Annotated in this window: 15 protein-coding genes, 1 pseudogene and 1 riboswitch; of the genes and pseudogenes, 11 read left to right on the plus strand and 5 right to left on the minus strand. The window is 40.9% G+C overall.

Features of this window, described 5'->3' with window-relative positions; all coding sequences use genetic code 11:
- Nucleotides 1–241 precede the first annotated feature (241 nt).
- Both BM126_RS00365 and BM126_RS00370 read left to right on the plus strand, forming a co-directional pair.
- Entirely contained in the window at nucleotides 242–931 is a 690-nt protein-coding gene (locus BM126_RS00365) for a response regulator transcription factor (RefSeq protein WP_090988331.1), read from the plus strand.
- Nucleotides 915–2,342 (plus strand): HAMP domain-containing sensor histidine kinase, encoded by a 1,428-nt coding sequence (locus BM126_RS00370; RefSeq protein WP_256212929.1) that lies wholly within the window; start codon nucleotides 915–917, stop codon nucleotides 2,340–2,342. Before BM126_RS00365 ends, BM126_RS00370 begins: the two co-directional genes overlap by 17 nt.
- A 135-nt stretch (nucleotides 2,343–2,477) precedes the next feature.
- Here BM126_RS00370 and spx read toward each other — a convergent pair whose 3' ends face one another.
- Complete coding sequence (spx, locus tag BM126_RS00375; protein WP_071352134.1) at nucleotides 2,478–2,876, minus strand: transcriptional regulator Spx; 399 nt, start codon at nucleotides 2,874–2,876, stop codon at nucleotides 2,478–2,480.
- Between the two features lie 326 nt (nucleotides 2,877–3,202).
- On the opposite strand from spx, the gene modB reads away from it, so the two are divergent.
- The 3 genes from modB (at nucleotide 3,203) to BM126_RS00390 (ending at nucleotide 4,883) form a co-directional block, all read left to right on the plus strand.
- Nucleotides 3,203–3,859 (plus strand): molybdate ABC transporter permease subunit, encoded by a 657-nt coding sequence (gene modB, locus BM126_RS00380; RefSeq protein ID WP_090988335.1) that lies wholly within the window; start codon nucleotides 3,203–3,205, stop codon nucleotides 3,857–3,859.
- A 131-nt stretch (nucleotides 3,860–3,990) separates the two neighbouring features.
- A complete protein-coding gene (locus tag BM126_RS00385) occupies nucleotides 3,991–4,467 on the plus strand; it encodes a hypothetical protein (RefSeq protein WP_090987168.1) in 477 nt (158 codons plus the stop codon).
- Between the two features lie 218 nt (nucleotides 4,468–4,685).
- Nucleotides 4,686–4,883 (plus strand): cold-shock protein, encoded by a 198-nt coding sequence (locus BM126_RS00390; protein WP_028393295.1) that lies wholly within the window; start codon nucleotides 4,686–4,688, stop codon nucleotides 4,881–4,883.
- 69 nt (nucleotides 4,884–4,952) lie between these two features.
- Here the strand turns inward: BM126_RS00390 and BM126_RS00395 are convergent, their stop codons facing one another.
- Nucleotides 4,953–5,996 carry a ribonucleotide-diphosphate reductase subunit beta gene (locus BM126_RS00395; RefSeq protein WP_090988337.1) on the minus strand — a complete coding sequence of 348 codons (1,044 nt, stop codon included), beginning with the start codon at nucleotides 5,994–5,996 and terminating at the stop codon, nucleotides 4,953–4,955.
- A 38-nt stretch (nucleotides 5,997–6,034) separates the two neighbouring features.
- Complete coding sequence (locus tag BM126_RS00400; protein WP_090987170.1) at nucleotides 6,035–8,314, minus strand: ribonucleoside-diphosphate reductase subunit alpha; 2,280 nt, start codon at nucleotides 8,312–8,314, stop codon at nucleotides 6,035–6,037.
- Between the two features lie 129 nt (nucleotides 8,315–8,443).
- Nucleotides 8,444–8,623, minus strand: a riboswitch (cobalamin riboswitch).
- 437 nt (nucleotides 8,624–9,060) lie between these two features.
- Between BM126_RS00400 and BM126_RS00405 the strand changes: the two genes are divergently transcribed.
- Entirely contained in the window at nucleotides 9,061–9,996 is a 936-nt protein-coding gene (locus BM126_RS00405) for a manganese-dependent inorganic pyrophosphatase (RefSeq protein ID WP_090987171.1), read from the plus strand.
- A gap of 167 nt (nucleotides 9,997–10,163) precedes the next feature.
- Here BM126_RS00405 and BM126_RS00410 read toward each other — a convergent pair whose 3' ends face one another.
- Entirely contained in the window at nucleotides 10,164–10,367 is a 204-nt protein-coding gene (locus BM126_RS00410; protein WP_090987173.1) for a hypothetical protein, read from the minus strand.
- Nucleotides 10,368–10,567: 200 nt separating this feature from the next.
- On the opposite strand from BM126_RS00410, the gene BM126_RS00415 reads away from it, so the two are divergent.
- From BM126_RS00415 to BM126_RS00430, 5 genes and pseudogenes are all read left to right on the plus strand, one after another.
- Complete coding sequence (locus BM126_RS00415) at nucleotides 10,568–11,245, plus strand: TrkA C-terminal domain-containing protein (protein ID WP_256212970.1); 678 nt, start codon at nucleotides 10,568–10,570, stop codon at nucleotides 11,243–11,245.
- A 99-nt stretch (nucleotides 11,246–11,344) separates the two neighbouring features.
- Nucleotides 11,345–12,094: pseudogene (locus tag BM126_RS23175) on the plus strand (CHASE3 domain-containing protein); the annotation flags it as partial.
- A complete protein-coding gene (locus BM126_RS23180; RefSeq protein ID WP_371261397.1) occupies nucleotides 12,089–13,039 on the plus strand; it encodes a methyl-accepting chemotaxis protein in 951 nt (316 codons plus the stop codon). The pseudogene BM126_RS23175 and the gene BM126_RS23180, both read left to right, overlap by 6 nt.
- A gap of 496 nt (nucleotides 13,040–13,535) precedes the next feature.
- Nucleotides 13,536–14,600 (plus strand): sporulation integral membrane protein YtvI, encoded by a 1,065-nt coding sequence (ytvI, locus tag BM126_RS00425; protein WP_256212930.1) that lies wholly within the window; start codon nucleotides 13,536–13,538, stop codon nucleotides 14,598–14,600.
- Between the two features lie 118 nt (nucleotides 14,601–14,718).
- Nucleotides 14,719–15,048: a YnfA family protein gene (locus BM126_RS00430; protein WP_090987179.1), complete on the plus strand. Its 330-nt coding sequence runs from the start codon at nucleotides 14,719–14,721 to the stop codon at nucleotides 15,046–15,048.
- Nucleotides 15,049–15,139: 91 nt separating this feature from the next.
- Here the strand turns inward: BM126_RS00430 and BM126_RS00435 are convergent, their stop codons facing one another.
- The gene (locus tag BM126_RS00435; RefSeq protein WP_090987181.1) at nucleotides 15,140–16,504 is read right to left on the minus strand and encodes a hemolysin family protein; all 1,365 of its coding nucleotides are present in this window, start codon (nucleotides 16,502–16,504) and stop codon (nucleotides 15,140–15,142) included.
- Between the last annotated feature and the right edge of the window lie 563 nt (nucleotides 16,505–17,067).

Raw genomic sequence — 17,067 nt, forward strand, 5'->3', positions numbered from 1 at the left:
AAGCTGGCAGCAGAAGGAGCCGGCTTTTCTTTTTGATATAAAAGACCTGAAAAAAATGATGGAGCTCTAGCCTCTATGGTTTTTTTGAGCTCTTTATTCTGCTTCCCCATTCGTTTAACATAATCCTGACATATTGTTCTGATATCCTATATAAAAAGGGGATTTTTAATTATGTGTAAGCCAGGCTGTATTGGCACTGGCTATGTATTTTAATATTATTGTATGTGGGGTGAAAATCAAAATGAAGAAAGTATTGATTATAGAAGATGAACAAGCCATTTCTATGGTGCTGAAGGCTTATCTGCAAAGAGACGGCTTCGAAGTTTTTCAGCATTACGAAGGAAATGGAGCCATAGATGTTTTTGAAGAAGAAAAACCTGATCTTGTTCTTCTGGATGTGATGCTTCCAGGGAAGGATGGCTGGCATATATTGAAGGAAATACGGCAAAAGAATGCATGCCCAGTAATCATGCTTACGGCGCTCGGAGATGTGGACTATCGATTAAGCGGCTTTAAGTCAGGTGCTGATGATTATATTTCCAAGCCATTCATAGCTGAAGAAGTCGTAGCAAGAGTTCAAGCGGTTTTAAGAAGATCAGCAAGCAGCAGCACAAACACCGCTAATATTAGGCAATATGGCAATTTGCGTGCTGACTTCAGTTCATATACGATTCAGTTGAATGGCGAAGAAATCAGTTTAACTCCAAGAGATCTTTCGTTATTCTTATTTTTGGCGAAAAATCCTAATCAGATATTTACCAGGGATCAGCTGATTGATCAGGTATGGGGCATGGATTATGACGGAAGTGACCGCGCTGTTGACCTGGCGATTAAAAGAATAAGAAAGGCATTGGAAAAATGGCCGGCAGCTGAAGGAGAAATAAAAACTTTACGGGGGATGGGGTATCAATTAAGTGTCAGCGAAAACTAAAAAAAGAACAACTCTTGTAAGATATTGGACAACTAGATACCTGATTACATTGGTTACAGGCTTAATGGTGCTGTCAATTTTTTCTGCATGGTGGATGGAGCACACAGCTTTGCAGTACAGACTAAGTTTACTGAAATATCTCGCCGATGAAACATCTGACAGGGTTATCAAGGAAAATGGGAAAATGGTGGTGGGGCCGGTCCTTTCTGGTGTTGTAGAAGAAAGGGAGAAAATCCTTCATCTTAATAAACCGCCTATTATCTATATCACAGATACTCAAGGCGAGATTATTTATACAATGCCGCAGCTTTATATAGCTAAAGGGGACGACCATCTTCCAAAAATAATCATAAACAGTAAGGAACCCATACAAAAGGTGAAAATCAGGAATGAAAATCAGGTTTATGTTGTCAAATCGGCCATAGACCGTAACGGCAAAAAATATGGCTGGGTTGTGATTGCACAGGAAGAGAGTACATTAAAGGAACTGAACCAGGATCATGGGCTGCTTGCAGTTATGATGGGAGGACTTCTTATTTTGGGCTGGGGGGTGATTTACGTTCTCTCCAGAAGGATTTCCAAACCAATTCAAAAGGTGGCAAACGCTGCTGTACAGATCCGCCAGGGCAATTATGATATTCAATTAAAGGAAGAAGAACCAAAAGAAGAAGAAATACATGAATTGATAGAATCGTTTAAGGAAATGACCAACAGGCTGAAGCAAAATGATAAGCTGCGTGCCGAGCTGTTTGCAGGAGTGACTCATGACTTAAAAACCCCGGTTACGTCAATTAGCGGACTGATTCAGGCAGTAAAGGATGAAGTAGTAACAGGGGAGGAAAGCAAGGAGTTTCTCACAATATCGCTTAAGGAAACACAAAGGCTGCAAACGATGATTGAAGATTTACTTGATTATAACGCCATGGCTGCTGGTTCATTCAAGATTCGCTTTGAAAAGGAAAATTTGAACAAATTTCTTCAGGAAATAGCTTATCAATGGAAAATGACCCAAGATGATCAGGATTTTGAACTGTCTGTAAATCTGCCAGAAGAGATAGTCACCGCAATGGTGGATCGGTTGAGACTTCAGGAAATTATCATAAATTTACTGAATAATGCGAGGCAGGCGCTGATGCAGGATGGAAAAATCGAAATCAGCTTATACAGTGTAAGCAAAGACCGTGTATGCATTGATATCCGTGATAACGGGCGTGGCATACCGGATGAAGAACAGGATTTTGTATTCGAACCTTTTTATAGAGGGGAGAAGAAAAAGCTTAGGGTACGCGGACTTGGTCTTGGCCTGCCATTCAGCAAGATGCTCGCTAAAGCCCAAAAAGGAGATCTGAGCCTTAAGGGCAGCAGCAGTGAGGGTACCATATTCACTATCTCGTTATTAAAATCAAAATAAAGAAATCGGGCTGCCCATTTGATGGACAGCCCGTCTGGCTGTTTAAAGAGGGTTTTCCTGTTGTCTCTTATCAAGCGGTAATCAAATATTTTTTTAAACGACAGATCGTGAAAAGCTGAACATGATAGTTATGAATTAAGCATTAATAAGGCTGATAGCCCTCCATAATTGAACATGTCTTACCTGGCGCGGCAGGAATCGCCCCATTTCCTCTTCATTATAGCCAGTGTGAAGATTTTTTTCGTCAAAAATAATCGGACGGCGCAGCAAGTCAGGATTTTTTTGAATGATGCTGCAAAGCTCATTTAATGGTGTATTATTAATGTCGATTTTCATGTTCTTGAATTTTTTTGAGCGGGTAGAGATAATTTCATCAGTACCGCCTTCTGTTTTTCTTAGAATTTCTTTAATTTCGTTAACTGATAGAGGCTGTGCATATAAGTTTCTTTCTTTATAAGGAATATTGTTCTTTTGCAGCCATGATTTGGCCTTTCTGCATGCAAGACTGCTTGGTGTAGTATAAATGTTTACCATTAAGATCGACTCCCTTATCATTTTTTAGCTATATCGCAGTAAATAATTATTTGTATATTCATCTGATACTAGTTACTTTACAGAATGATTGTGTCAGCAATATGTCAAGAAAAAGACATTTTAAAAAAAGGCAGAAAATAAAAAGAGCGGGGATTTGGAGTATAATGTTGAATGTGAAGTCTTATTCAGCAGATTTTTGTTAAAATACATGGCTGATTTCTGCACGTTGTTTGCCGGAGTGGATCCGCTAAAAATAGTAAATTAGATGCAAGGAGAATAAAAAATGGATAATCATTTAATGATAGAAAGTAATGGCTGCAGCAGTTATGACAGCTGATTTCTGGCTTCCTGTAAAGATTTCTATCCAAGTTGCAGCCATTTCTGGGCTTGCTGTATTTTGTATTGGAACGCTGGCAGCAAGGTTTATGGCAAATAAGAAGTTCAGAGGGAGCGTTCTCCTGGAAACTCTTTTCTTGCTTCCTTTAGTATTACCGCCCTCGGTAGTCGGGTTCTTGCTTATCATTTTTTTCGGAAGAAACAGTCCAGCTGGCCAGGGAATTGAATGGCTATTTCACCAGCCGATTATCTTTACATGGGCTGCAGCTGTGATTGCCTCCATTGTTGTAGCTTTTCCGCTGATGTATCAATCAGCTAAAACTGGATTTGCAGGTATCGATTCTGATATCGAAAATGCGGCAAGAGTGGATGGCGCAAATGAGTATAAGGTTTTTATATTCATATCTATGCCGATGGCCATAAAATCCGTCATTTCAGGAGGGATTTTAAGTTTTGCGAGGGCCCTTGGGGAATTCGGTGCAACTTTGATGTTTGCAGGTAACATTCCTGGCAGGACACAGACAATGCCGACTGCTATTTATATGGCGATTGATTCAGGAAATATGGAAATGGCATGGATGTGGGTAGGGATAATGATCATGATATCTTTTATCATGCTGCTGGCGGTGCATATTATCAAAGATTAAATTACCTTATGCCCTGAAAAATATAGGTGAGAGCTGCTGGCAAATAATGCGGCAGTGAATGGGCGGATTTGGAGTACTGTATGGTATAATCAACAGACAAATGAACTGAATAATGAAATGAGGAAAACTGTGTGCTGACATTTGAAGAAAAACTGAATATTATTGAATCCTTTCCTGAACTGGAAAGAAAGGATGTCTCTCTTGGAAGAGTGAACTTTCATTATGAAGAAAGCGTGCATGAAAAGAAAATAGTCGTGCAGCATTTACACCCAAATGGAAATGGATTTGTCTACGGCGGGCATTTGCCAAAAGCAGCAATAGATCGCAAGGGTTATGTGAATATCCGTGATTATTCAGAATCGGAATTAAGGGACATCATAAAAAAGAGCATAGGCTATCTTTCCGAGCTTCATGAAGAGAAAGAAGAAGAGGATACGTACACCGATTTAGAAGGAGTCTGGACGAAACGGGGACAAGAAGAACTATCTCTGGTAAAAGAAGATTTACTGTGGAATGTTTATTCCGGAAGCAATCTTGAAGATTGCTTTGAATCTCCTATTGAGGCTGAAAGGTACTTGAAAGAGGAAGGCTTCAGCAAGAAAGATTAAAGGCGAAAGAAGCAGGAAATAAGCGAAATTTGTCGTTAATAAATTTTCTGATTTTCTTGTTTTTTTAAGAAAAATCATGTTATACTATAGTCAATTATTTTTGTTCGGATTAAAGATTGATAGAAGGAAAGTACATGTTACATGGTTTCCTCTTGAGACGTTATCCTAGATCAAGAATAGTAATATAAGGATTTTTTTCCAAACAGGAGGAAATACACATGGTACAAGGTAAAGTAAAATGGTTTAATGCAGAAAAAGGTTTCGGTTTCATCGAAGTAGAAGGACAAGACGACGTATTCGTACACTTCTCTGCTATTCAAGGCGAAGGCTTCAAAACTCTTGAAGAAGGCCAAGAAGTTTCTTTCGAAATCGAGCAAGGCGCTCGCGGACCACAAGCTGCTAACGTTCAAAAATAATTGAACTTTAAAAGACTCCCATTTATCTGGGAGTCTTTTTTTGCAAAATTATCTAGGATTTTAGTGTTTTTATAGTTCATCAAAGCCATTATCAACAGAATTAATCTTCGTATACTGTCTTGATTTTTGCTCAAAAAAGTCTGACCTGCCTTTATCCGCATCCTCATAAGCTGCAATCCATTTCATCGGGTTGTGCCGATAGCCCTCAAAGGGCTTGCCGAACCCCAGCTGGCTGCATCGGACGTTAGCGTAAAATTTAATATATGCCTCCAGGTCCTTCATCGAGATGCCATCTATTTTATCTCCAATGATATGCTTTCCCCATTCGATCTCAAGGCTGGCGGCTTTAATAAAGGTCCTGCTTACAAACTCTTCAAATTCAGCTGTTCTGCATTCCGGATATTCCCTTAGGATTTCCTGGAATATCTTTACGAATAAGTCCACATGAAGCTGCTCATCTCGGTTAATATAATTAATCATCGTCGATGTTGCGACCATTTTTTGGTTTCTTGCGAGATTATAAAAAAATGCAAAGCCGGAGTAAAAGAACAAACCTTCCAAAATGACATCAAAGACAATGGATTTAAGCAAGCTTTCAACACTGGGCTGCTCTGCAAATTCCTTATAGCCATTCATGACAAACTCGTTCCTTGAGACAAGGACGGGTTCACTTCTCCAAAATTCGAAAACTTCTTCCTGCTTCTTTGCTGTAACCAGACTGGATAAGACATACGAATAAGAATGATTGTGAATGACCTCCTGCTGAGCAAGCATAATCATCAAGGCGTTCAGGCTTGAGTCTGTAAGATAATCTGCTACACGGCCAGCATAATCAGTCTGAATGCTGTCCAGCAGTGCAAGAAGTCCAATTATCTTAAGAAAAGCATCTTGCTCAATCTCTGTTAACTGGCTGAACTGCTTGATATCCTGTGACATGTTAATTTCAAAAGGCGTCCAAAAATTCCCGAGCATTCTTTTATATTTTGGATACGCCCAGTTAAAGGCGGTATCATCCCAGTTTAGGATATTGGAACTGCGGCCGTTTATAATGGAGGTTGACTTGTTCGGGGCACCATCATCCATAAGAGCACGTTTATTTACTTTGATTTTCATGAATTCCACCTCTTCTTTTTTCATGTATATCCTGAAACTTAACTGGAGCAAGAATCGCAATCTTCCAAATCACTTGATGTAGAGCGGATATAATAGGTTGTTTTAAGACCTGATTTCCAGGCTTCCATATGATAGTTCAGCAGTTCTTTTGCTTTAATGGTGTTTTTAACATAAATATTGAAAGATATAGATTGATCAATATGGCGCTGCCTTGCTGCATTTTGCTTAATGCTCCAAAGCTGGTCAATATGGAAGGAAGATTTATAGTACCACGATGTTTCGCTGTTCAAGTCTGGAACCGTAACCGGGATTTTATAATCCTTTTTCTCTTCGGAAAATACCTTCAGGAAAATAGGATCAATGCTTGCTGTGCTGCCGGCTATAATAGAAGTGGTTGCATTTGGAGCGACAGCCATTAAGTAGGCGTTTCGGATGCCGTTTTTCATGACGTCCTGCTGCAAACCAGGCCAGTCCAGATCAGAATCACGGTTTAAATAATCCCTTTTAGCAAAATATTCGCCAGTTTCCCAGTCGGAATGGCTGTAAACCGGGTATACTCCTTTTTCTGCAGCAAGCTCCATGCTCGCTTTGATGGTTAAGAATGCGATTTTCTCATAAAGGGCATCAGCATATTGTACAGCCTCCATGCTTTCCCATCTTATTTTCTTCAGGGCAAGCAAATGGTGCCAGCCAAATGTTCCAAGGCCGATGGCCCGGTATTTTTTATTAGTTAATTGTGCCTGGGGAACAGAAATGGTATTTAAATCTATTACATTATCAAGCATACGAACCTGAATGGAAATCAGCCTTTCCAGCACATTGCCTGTTACTGCCTTTGCCAGATTAATTGATGATAGATTGCAGACCACAAAGTCTCCGCCCGTTTTGATTGTTATGATTTTCCCATCTTCTGTGTACTGCTCATGAATGCTTGTGGAACTCTGATTTTGGGCAATCTCCGAGCAAAGATTGCTGCAGTAAATCATGCCGGCGTGTGAGTTCGCATTTTTCCTGTTAACTTCGTCCCGGTAAAATAAGAAAGGAGTTCCAGTTTCAAGCTGGCTTTTCATGATGCTTTTCATGATTTCTATTGCTGGTATTTCCACTTTTGAGAGTTCCGGGTTCTCGATGCAGAGTCTGTATTTTTCCCGGAAGGTTCCAGAGCCCCGCTGTTCATCATAAAAGTCTTCGAGGGAAAATCCCATTACCGTACGGACCTCATGCGGATCAAAAAGGAACCATGAGGAACGGGACTCGACTTGTTCCATGAATAAATCTGGCAGACAGATCCCTGTGAATAAATCGTGCGTTCTGTACCGTTCATCTCCATTGTTAAGCTTGGAATCCAGAAAGGGGAAAATATCCTTATGCCAGACATCAAGGTAGACAGCAATGGCTCCTTTCCTCTGACCGAGCTGATCTACGCTTACTGCAGTGTTATTAAGCTGCTTCATCCAGGGAATAACACCTGATGATACTCCTTTAAACCCTTTAATATCGCTGCCTCTGCTCCTGATTTTACCGAGATAAACACCAATGCCGCCGCCGGATTTAGATACATTAGCAATATCGGTGTTGCTGTCATAAATGCTTTGTAGGCTGTCCTCAATAGTATCTATGAAGCAGCTTGAAAGCTGTCCATAATTTTTTCCGGCATTTGCAAGGGTAGGAGTGGCAGCGGTCATATATAGATTGCTGAGTGCCCAGTAAGCTTCCTTCACGTATTCAATTCTTTTTTCTTTTGATTCATTTGCCATAATTGTCATAGCGATAATTAAGAAGCGCTCCTGTGGCAGCTCCTGAATTTTACCGTCAAAGTCTTTTGCTAAGTATCTGTCCGACAATGTTCTCAATCCTATGTAGGTGAACAGCTTATCCTTGTCTGCATCCAGCAGCTTTCCAATCTCTGTAATTTCTTCTTTTGAATATGAATCGATAAGCAGAGGGTGGAAAATCCCCAGACTGCAGAGATGGCTGATGAGGCTATACAGGGAACCATAAGGTGCATCCGGACTATAGCTTCTGTTTGCAGCAGCCTCACTGCGCAGGAAGTTCAGGTATACTCTTGCACATACAAAAGTCCAGTCAGGTTCGATTTCTGAAATTAAAGAAAGTCCTTCTAAAATGATGACATTAGCGATTTGTTCTTTGGAAATCCCGGTTCGGCCAAAGAGGATTTCCGTTACTCTTTCTTTGAAGTCCTCAGTTTTCAGGAATGGAAAATCGCGAAGAATTTCTTCGAGGGAAGCGACTGCCTCTTTTTTCAATTCATATTCCTCGTGCATGGATAAACCTTCAGCAGATAGTGCCACTTTCATCTTGTTTTCCTCCTTTTGGATATAAAAAAACCCGCTCATGAATTGAGCGGATCAAACGATGTGATAAAAGAGAAAATGAAGACGGTGCTTTTAACCCATCGTTTCATCACCTCAATCCCCGAAGAATAAGAAACTTGGCAGGCAATAGGCAGGTCTCCTGGCTTATGTTCATCCTACTCTGAGTCCTTCCCGTATAAAGACATACAGTGGAAATCTCATTTCGTCACATTTACAGTTGCGGGGACAGCTCCGGGTTTACACCGGATTCCCTTTTCAGCCATTTCTGGCACCTATGCTTGCGGTTCTATATATAGTTTTATGTATATATTCATGTTCCATATCTAGTATGTTGACTGATATAATCGTACGCTAACTTTATGAAAATATCAACTATGAAAAAAAGTCAGGTTGATTGGAGCGTAAGGTGCGAGACTCCTGCTTAGATGAGCAGAACAGGTGAGACCTAAGCAGGCGCGGCCGAGGAAGCTCACCGCCTGCCCCGCGGAAAGCGAGCATCCTGGAGCTGAAATCAGCCACCTTGTTTTATAGCAGCAGAGTTTACGAAAACAGCTTTAATTGTTTAGAAGGAAAATGGATGCAGACAAATTTCTGTCAAAAAGAGAAGGGGAAACTTGAAAAAATTTAATAATTAAAAGACAATGAAGTTGTGATAAAATAGATGAAAAAGCTGTGCACCAAATTTGGGAAAGAGCTAAAATTCAATCAAGAACAAAAGGAGTAATAACGTGGAAAAAATATTAGTGTTCGGACATAAAAATCCAGATACAGATACAATTTGTTCAGCCATTGCTTATGCTGATCTGAAAAAGCAGCTGGGCATGAATGCAGAACCCGTCCGTCTTGGTGAAATTAACGGTGAAACTCAGTTTGCATTAAGCCACTTCAATATGGATGCACCGCGTCTTGTTGAGGAAGTTTCAGCAGAAGCGGATACTGTCATTCTGGTTGATCATAATGAACGCCAGCAAAGTGCGGATGATATTGAGAAAGTGCGGATTCTGGAAGTAATCGACCATCACAGAATTGCAAACTTTGAAACAAGCGATCCGCTATATTATCGGGCTGAGCCTGTTGGCTGTACAGCAACGATCTTAAATAAGATTTACAAAGAAAACGGCGTCAGCATTTCAAAGGAAATTGCCGGTCTGATGCTTTCTGCGATCATTTCAGATACTTTATTATTTAAATCACCGACCTGCACGGACCAGGATGTTGCCTGTGCACTTGAATTAGCAGCCATTGCAGGAGTTGAGGCGGAGAAATACGGTCTTGACATGCTGAAGGCAGGAGCCGATTTAAGTGATAAGTCCATTGAACAGCTTATCTCGCTGGATGCAAAGGAATTCCAGATGGGAAATGTCAAAGCAGTTATTGCCCAGGTTAATGCTGTGGATACAAATGACGTTCTATCACAGCAGGATGAGCTTGAAAAAGCCATTTCTCAAGTCATAGAAGAACGCAGCCTGGATTTATTCCTGTTTGTGGTTACAGATATCCTGAACAATGATTCCGTTGGCCTTGCACTGGGCCGTTCAGCAGAATCTGTTGAAAAAGCCTACAATGTAACTCTTGCAAATAATACGGCAGTATTAAAGGGAGTAGTTTCCCGCAAGAAGCAAATTGTTCCGGTATTGACTGAAGTTCTTGCTGCTGAAGCTTAAGAGTAATAAAAGGGTACATCTCGTGAAATGAGATGCACCCTTTTTTTAATTGGGCTCCGCTATAGCTTAAATAGGATTATGCCGCATAGAGCCTGAAGCGAAATAAGCCGGCTTTAATGTTCATAGATAAACATTATCATTTATCAAGATTGAGGTGCGGGGACTCATTACTCTTCACTGGATGAATTGTCTTTTGTATCTTCCTTATCCCGCTCTTCCTGATTTTCCATTTTTATATCCTCCAATGGAAGGTCATCAATTGGCATAACAGTTTGATCTCTTTCCAGCTGTGTTTCACGATCTTCTTTAAATGCCTTGGATTTTTCGTTTCTTTCCTCCAGGTACTTTTCTTTATCCCTATTATGGCTCATAACAGATCTCTCCTTTTTCATGCGTTTTTTATCTTTTCCCCTATAAAAAATTGTCAAACACATAGTGCCTGTTCAGTGATTGTATAGCAGGGGTTCCTGGGCTTATAAAAATATCATGGGAAGATATACTAGAAACAGGGAAGGCAAAGGGGTTTTTTGCATCCCGAATAGAGGTATACCTAAGGAGGAAGGAAGTGTTGGTGCTGGAATTTGTATTTATTCTTTTATACTTTGCGATCATTGCACTTGTTATAGAAATTTCCGTGATTCTTTTTAATATGACAGGAATGAAGACAAAGGTGTCACGGTTTCAGGTGATTTCCATGCTGACTGGCACCGGATTTACAACAGATGAATCAAGTGCCATCATTGATCATCCAATACGCAGAAAAATAGCTGCATTTCTAATATTATTCGGGGCCTTTTCACTTGCAGTCATCATTTCATCCGTGAGTACCATTCTGTCTGACGATCTCAGGATACATGAACTCTCCATTATTTGCGGAGCATTGCTTGTCCTCCTTTTTATCGGCAAAACAAAATGGATTCAAAAGCACTTTGAAGGTAAAGTTACGGAGGAAATGGAGCAAAATTACCAAATGTATGAGCGTCCAATCAAGGATATTCTTTTTTTGAATGAAAATGATCTGGTGACCGACCTGGCGATTAAGGAAGGAAGCCCTTTAATCGGAAAAAAGGTGGGTGATATCCTTTCGGAAGATGATGATATTACTATCCTTTTTATTCAAAGAGGAGAAGTTCAGGTACGTAAAGGCCTGAATGGCTCTACCATCAACGAGGGAGATCGGATTTATCTGTATGGAAATAAAAACGAAATTGAGGAGAAATTCGAGTCGGAAATAGATAAGAAAAATTGAGGCAATTGTTGAATATTTTTTCTCACTCTTCAATAACAGTAAAATTTTGCTGTTTTTGTCCGATAAAAATTAGGACATTTGAAGAGTGAGGAGACAGATATGAAGCTAACAATTTCTAGAAAACTGATTGGGGCCTTCGCTGTGGTTTTGCTTTTGCTGGGGAGTGCCACTGCATTAACAAACTGGCAGCTAGGAAAAATTGATCAAACCTATGAGTTGGTGTTCGATCAGAATATAAGGGACCTGCTTGCTGTTAAAGATTTAAGGGAATCCGTCATGGATCAGTCCAATCATATCAGGGGGTATTTAATAACTGGAGATCCTGTTTTCATTAATGATTATAAGCAGTCAGTCAACGAATTTGAAAGCACTTACAAACATTTGCTGAGCGGTACAGATGATAAAAAAGGAAAGGAACTGCTTAAAGATTTGAAGGATACCGATAAACTGTATCAAGCTATGGTTCAAAGGGAAATTCTGTTCAAGCAGCAAAACAGAGAAGAGACTTATATAGGTATCGTTAAAACCTCTGCAGCCGGCATGGGGAAAAACTTTTCCAATAAAACAGCCGGGCTTGTTGAATACCAGAAGCATAAAATGGACCTGGCCAGAAAGAATGCACATGATAATTCGAATCACACTCAGGCAATCGTCTGGATCGTGAATATTTTATCTGTCATCATTGGTATTATCCTGGCTATCAGCCTTGGAAGGTCCATCACAAGACCAATCCGAATTGTTTCCGGAGATTTAAAGGAGCTGGCAGCAGGAAACTTGTCGGGCCAAATGATTTCGGTGAAGAACAAGGATGAAATTGGCATTCTTGTCGGGGCGCTGAACCAAATGAAACAGGATTTAAGAAACATTATTACCAGAGTCCAGGATTCCTCCCTGCAGGTTGCTTCAAGCAGTGAAGAATTATTGGCGAGTGCTGAACAAAGCTCCCAAGCAGCCCAGCAGATTGCGAGCATCACCCAGGACCAGGCTGGCGGGCTGGAGGGGCAATTACAGCAATTTAACAAGGTATCGGATTCAGTTGATGAAATGTCCCAAGGAATGGGCAAGATTGCATCAGACAGTGAGGAAATGCTTCATGCAGCTGAACTGGCAGGCCTACTAAGCCAAAAAGGAAAGAAATCAGTGGAAAGCATCGTAGCACAGATGAAAAAGATTGATGAGACAGTAAAGGATGCAACGCATTCTATCCATCAGCTCGGCAGCAGATCGAATGAAATCAGCCATATTGTTGAAATGATTACTTCTATTGCCGATCAGACCAATTTGCTGGCACTGAACGCAGCGATAGAGGCGGCAAGGGCCGGCGAGCATGGAAAAGGGTTTGCTGTAGTGGCAGATGAAGTGAGAAAACTTGCTGAGGAGTCAAAAAAGTCCGCTTCCCAGATCCATGAAATGATTGGGCATATCCAAAGTGAGACATCAAGAGCAGTGGAAGCAATGAATGCCGGAAATAAACAGGTGTTTAATGGATTAGAGCAAACCAGCGAAGTGAATAACGCCTTTACCCAGATTTCAGGGTCAATCTCAGATGTATCAGAAAAGGTTGAGGATGTATCGTCATCGGTCAAGAATCTTTCATCAATAAGTGAGGGAATTGTAGGCGCGATACACTCTGTGAAAGCTATTGCTGAAAACAGTGTGATGGGGAGCAGGGAAAGCTCGGCTGCCACTCAGGAACAGCTTGCAACGATGGAAGAAATCACAGCTTCTTCAGCTACATTGTCTCAATTATCAGAAGAGCTGCAAACACTTGCAGCAAAATTCACAGTGGAATAACATGTAAGGGTTCTATCATCCGCCTTCAGATTCATTAAATGAACCTGGTTATTAACTGCGGCAGTCATATACTAGGGAGGCCTCCATCTTGTAGATGGAGGCCTTATCTATTTTTTTTGGAGCGATTACCATAAGTTTTTGCAATATACGGCAGACTTTCTTTAAAGAAGGCTATTTTCGTAAACTTTGCTGCTATGAAACAAGGTGGCTGATTTCCTCTGCAGGAGGCTCGCTTTCCACGCAAGCGGTGAGCCTCCTCGGCTGCGCCTGCTTAGGTCTCATCTGCTAATCTAAGCAGGATTCTGGCACATTACGCTCAAATCAGCCTGACTTGACAATGGGAACGCCTCACATAACAAATAAAAAAACAACAGTCTTTAAGAAAAGAGCCTTTAGAAATGAATGTAATGAGTGGTACAGCCATACATATAGTAATCATGGCGTTCAATATGTGCTGTTATATGATAACCGTGTGCAGGATTCGTATATATAAGACATGGCCGGCAGAAGGCAGGGAGGAAGAGGCATCATGATATCAAGCTGGTTTTGGAGATTTGTGTTTGCTGGGGGTATTTTATTTTTAATTCCTTATTCATGGCCATTACTATTTGCTCTTGGCACAGCTGCCTTTCTTGAAAAGCTGATTGTCTTTATGATCCGTTCTTGGAGGCTGAATAGATTTTGGGCTGTTTTACTTACTTTTGTCTGCTATATTGGAGGATTGCTGTCTGCCGTTTACTTTGCTGTTTCGGTGCTGGCGGGCCAAGTCGTCACGTTCGCAGAAAAGCTGCCGCGTTTAATTAAGGAACTTTACTACTCTGCGATTTTGCCTTCAGTTGGACAGTGGGATAAATATTCCGAGAAACTGCCTGCAAATGTCATTTCTTCAGCAGAACGGGCAGTTGAAGGTGGAATCCGCTCATTGGAAGCCTTTCTGCAGGAGCTCATGCAGGGTACCGTACAGCTGGCTGCGCTGGTTCCGGGCTTTTTTATCGATTTTCTGATTTACGTAATTGCCCTGTTTTTATTTTGTCTGGAATTCCCGATAATAAGGAAAAAGGCGAAGAATCTGTTGAAGGAGACAACCTATCAGAAAATTTCTCTTGTCTGCAGCGATTTGAGTAAAGCAGCCATAGGTTTCCTTAAAGCACAGGTGTTTTTAAGCTTCATTACTTTTCTCCTTGCTTACACTGGATTATGGATTCTCGGGGTACCATTTACACTTCTGCTTTCTATCCTGATTATTTTGGTAGATATTCTTCCAATACTGGGAACTGGCTCAATGCTGGTGCCATGGGCAGTAATAGCTATCATTCAGGGAAACGGGCATTTAGGAATCGGGCTTATCATTTTATTTTTCAGCATTACGGTGATCAGAAGAATTATCGAGCCAAAGGTATATTCAGCAAATCTTGGTTTAACTCCCATAGCATCGCTGATCAGTTTATATTTAGGCTTAAAGCTGATGGGTTTTATCGGTCTCTTTATTGGGCCAGCTGCGGTCATTGTCTTTGAAACGCTTAAAAAAGCAGGCTTTATAAAACTGAAAATTAAAATGTGAGATTTAGCCCTTCCTGTACGTGGACCGCGACGCTCTTAATCGAACGCGGAAAATATGCTAGTATAAAATATACTGTATGCATATTATCCATTCTTGTCTGCAGGAAGGGAGGGAATCAATGGCGAAATCCATAATATTTTTTGTTCTGGCGGGTATTGCTGAAATTGGCGGTGGCTATCTGATGTGGATCTGGATTAAAGAGGGCGCATCATTCTGGCTTGGCATAATTGGCGCAATTATACTTGCCGTTTATGGAATCATTCCTGCGTTTCAAAGCTTTCCGTCTTTTGGAAGGGTGTATGCAGCATATGGCGGGGTGTTTATCATTCTGTCGCTGCTGTGGTCATGGGCACTTGAAAAGAAGACTCCGGATCTGTATGATACGGCGGGTGCAATTTTATGCCTGGCTGGGGCGGCAATTATCTTATGGGGACCGAGAAATATCTAGAGAGCATTGTTTTGCCGGGCTGTAAAAGAAAGTGCCCTGCTTAGGCGAAAAAGCAAAGAACCCGTACCAGCTGGTACGGGTTCTTTTTGCTTTAAGATACAATTTCAGTTTGCTGTACAACAGGAAACTCCATGACTTCAGGAACTTCAGCTGTGATTTTTGCTTTTTTGTAAATTTCAATGTACCGGATATGATGTTCTTCCATATCCGTGATTTTGAAATGGTAATCACCCTGCTGCAGGATATCTCCCTGCCTGGCTTCGTAGTTTTCCGTGAGCATCCAGCCTCCGATTGTATCGATATCTTCATCAGAGATTTCAAGTCCTAGGAGGTCATTTACCTCACTGATCAGAACCTTGGCATCCAATATATAATGCTCTTCTTTCAATTTGCGGATCATCGGTATTTCATCCAAATCAAACTCATCGCGTATGTCGCCAACGATTTCTTCCAGGATGTCTTCCACAGTAACCAAACCTGAAGTACCGCCGTATTCGTCCATTAATATCGCCATGTGAATACGTTCCTTTTGCATTTTAAGCAGCAGATTATGGATAGGAATGCTGTCGATCACCCTGATAATCGGACGTACGAATTTTTCTATGGTTGTATCTGCTGGTTTGATTCGATCCGAAATCATTTCGGTGAAAAATTCCTTCACATTCACCATGCCGATTACGTGGTCCTTATCACCTTCAATGACAGGGTAACGTGTGAATTTTTCTTCCTTCATTGTTGCAAAGAAGTCCTCGAGAGTATCCTCGATGGATAATGCGGCAATTTCTGTCCGGGGCACCATGATTTCCTTAGCGATGCGATCGTCAAATTCAAAGATTTTATTCACATACTTAAACTCAGATTGGTTAATTTCACCATTTTTGTAGCTTTCGGATAAAATGATGCGTAATTCTTCCTCAGTGTGAGCGAGTTCATGCTCTGAAGCCGGCTGTAAGCCAAACATTCTTGTAATCAATCCTGCAGACTTATTCAGCAGCCAAATAAATGGATACAGTATCTTGTAAAACAGGATTAATGGTTTTGCAGCGAGCAAGGTGATTTCTTCCGCCTTTTGGATTGCAAGTGTTTTTGGAGCCAGTTCCCCGATTACCACATGAATAAAGGTAATGAAGGCAAAGGCCAAGACAATCGAAAGAAATTCTGCTGCTGTCTCGGGAACGTTTAACTTATGAAATAAAGGAGCTAAAATATGTTCGACCGTCGGTTCTCCCAGCCACCCGATTCCAAGCGCCGTCATTGTGATTCCCAGCTGGCAGGCTGACAAATATTCATCAAGGCTTGAAATGACTTTTTTTGCCTGGAGTGCGTTATTTTTTCCTTCTTCAATCAGCTGTTCAATTCTTGAACTTCTCACTTTGACTATCGCAAACTCCGAAGCTACAAAAAATGCTGTCAAAGCAATTAAAATGGCAATAATAACCAAGTTTATTATGTCCAATAGTCTCCCTTTATCCGCCGGAATGGCGAATAAGGAGTCCACCTCCTATAAATTAAAAATATAGTTTGAATCAATTAGTTTTTAGCTCCATTAAAGCTCTCTGCTGATTTTTTGGCCGTTTCATGGCCCAAGCTGCCTGGCACTCCTGCCAAAGCGGCGGGAGTTCCTGCAGCAGAATTCAGCAAATTAGAAGAACAGAGCCTGGTTTAAAGGCAGGCAAATACGTTCTGATAGGCGAAAGAAGGGCAGTATGTTCATTTGCATAACAAGCGCCTTTACTTTTCAGTCCGTACAAAGCAGGCTTTGCCAGCTTAAAGAAACATGCAATTTTTAATATCCCATCTTATCACCTCATCCGCAAATTAAGTAAATATCTTTATTATAGAAAAAGTATAAAATACCGTCAAATCGCTAAAATATCCAAAAAGAAGCTTATAACATAATATATGGCCGCTTTCTCCTCTATATTAGCTTTTTTTAGCGTATATGACAGACTGATCAATTAATTTTTATGCTCCGCCTTAAGCTTCCTGCAGTTTTGGCCAAATTGCACCACTGCAGGT

Origin of the sequence: Bacillus sp. OV322 (assembly GCF_900112495.1) — a bacterium.
Classification (GTDB): Bacteria; Bacillota; Bacilli; order Bacillales; family DSM-1321; genus Peribacillus.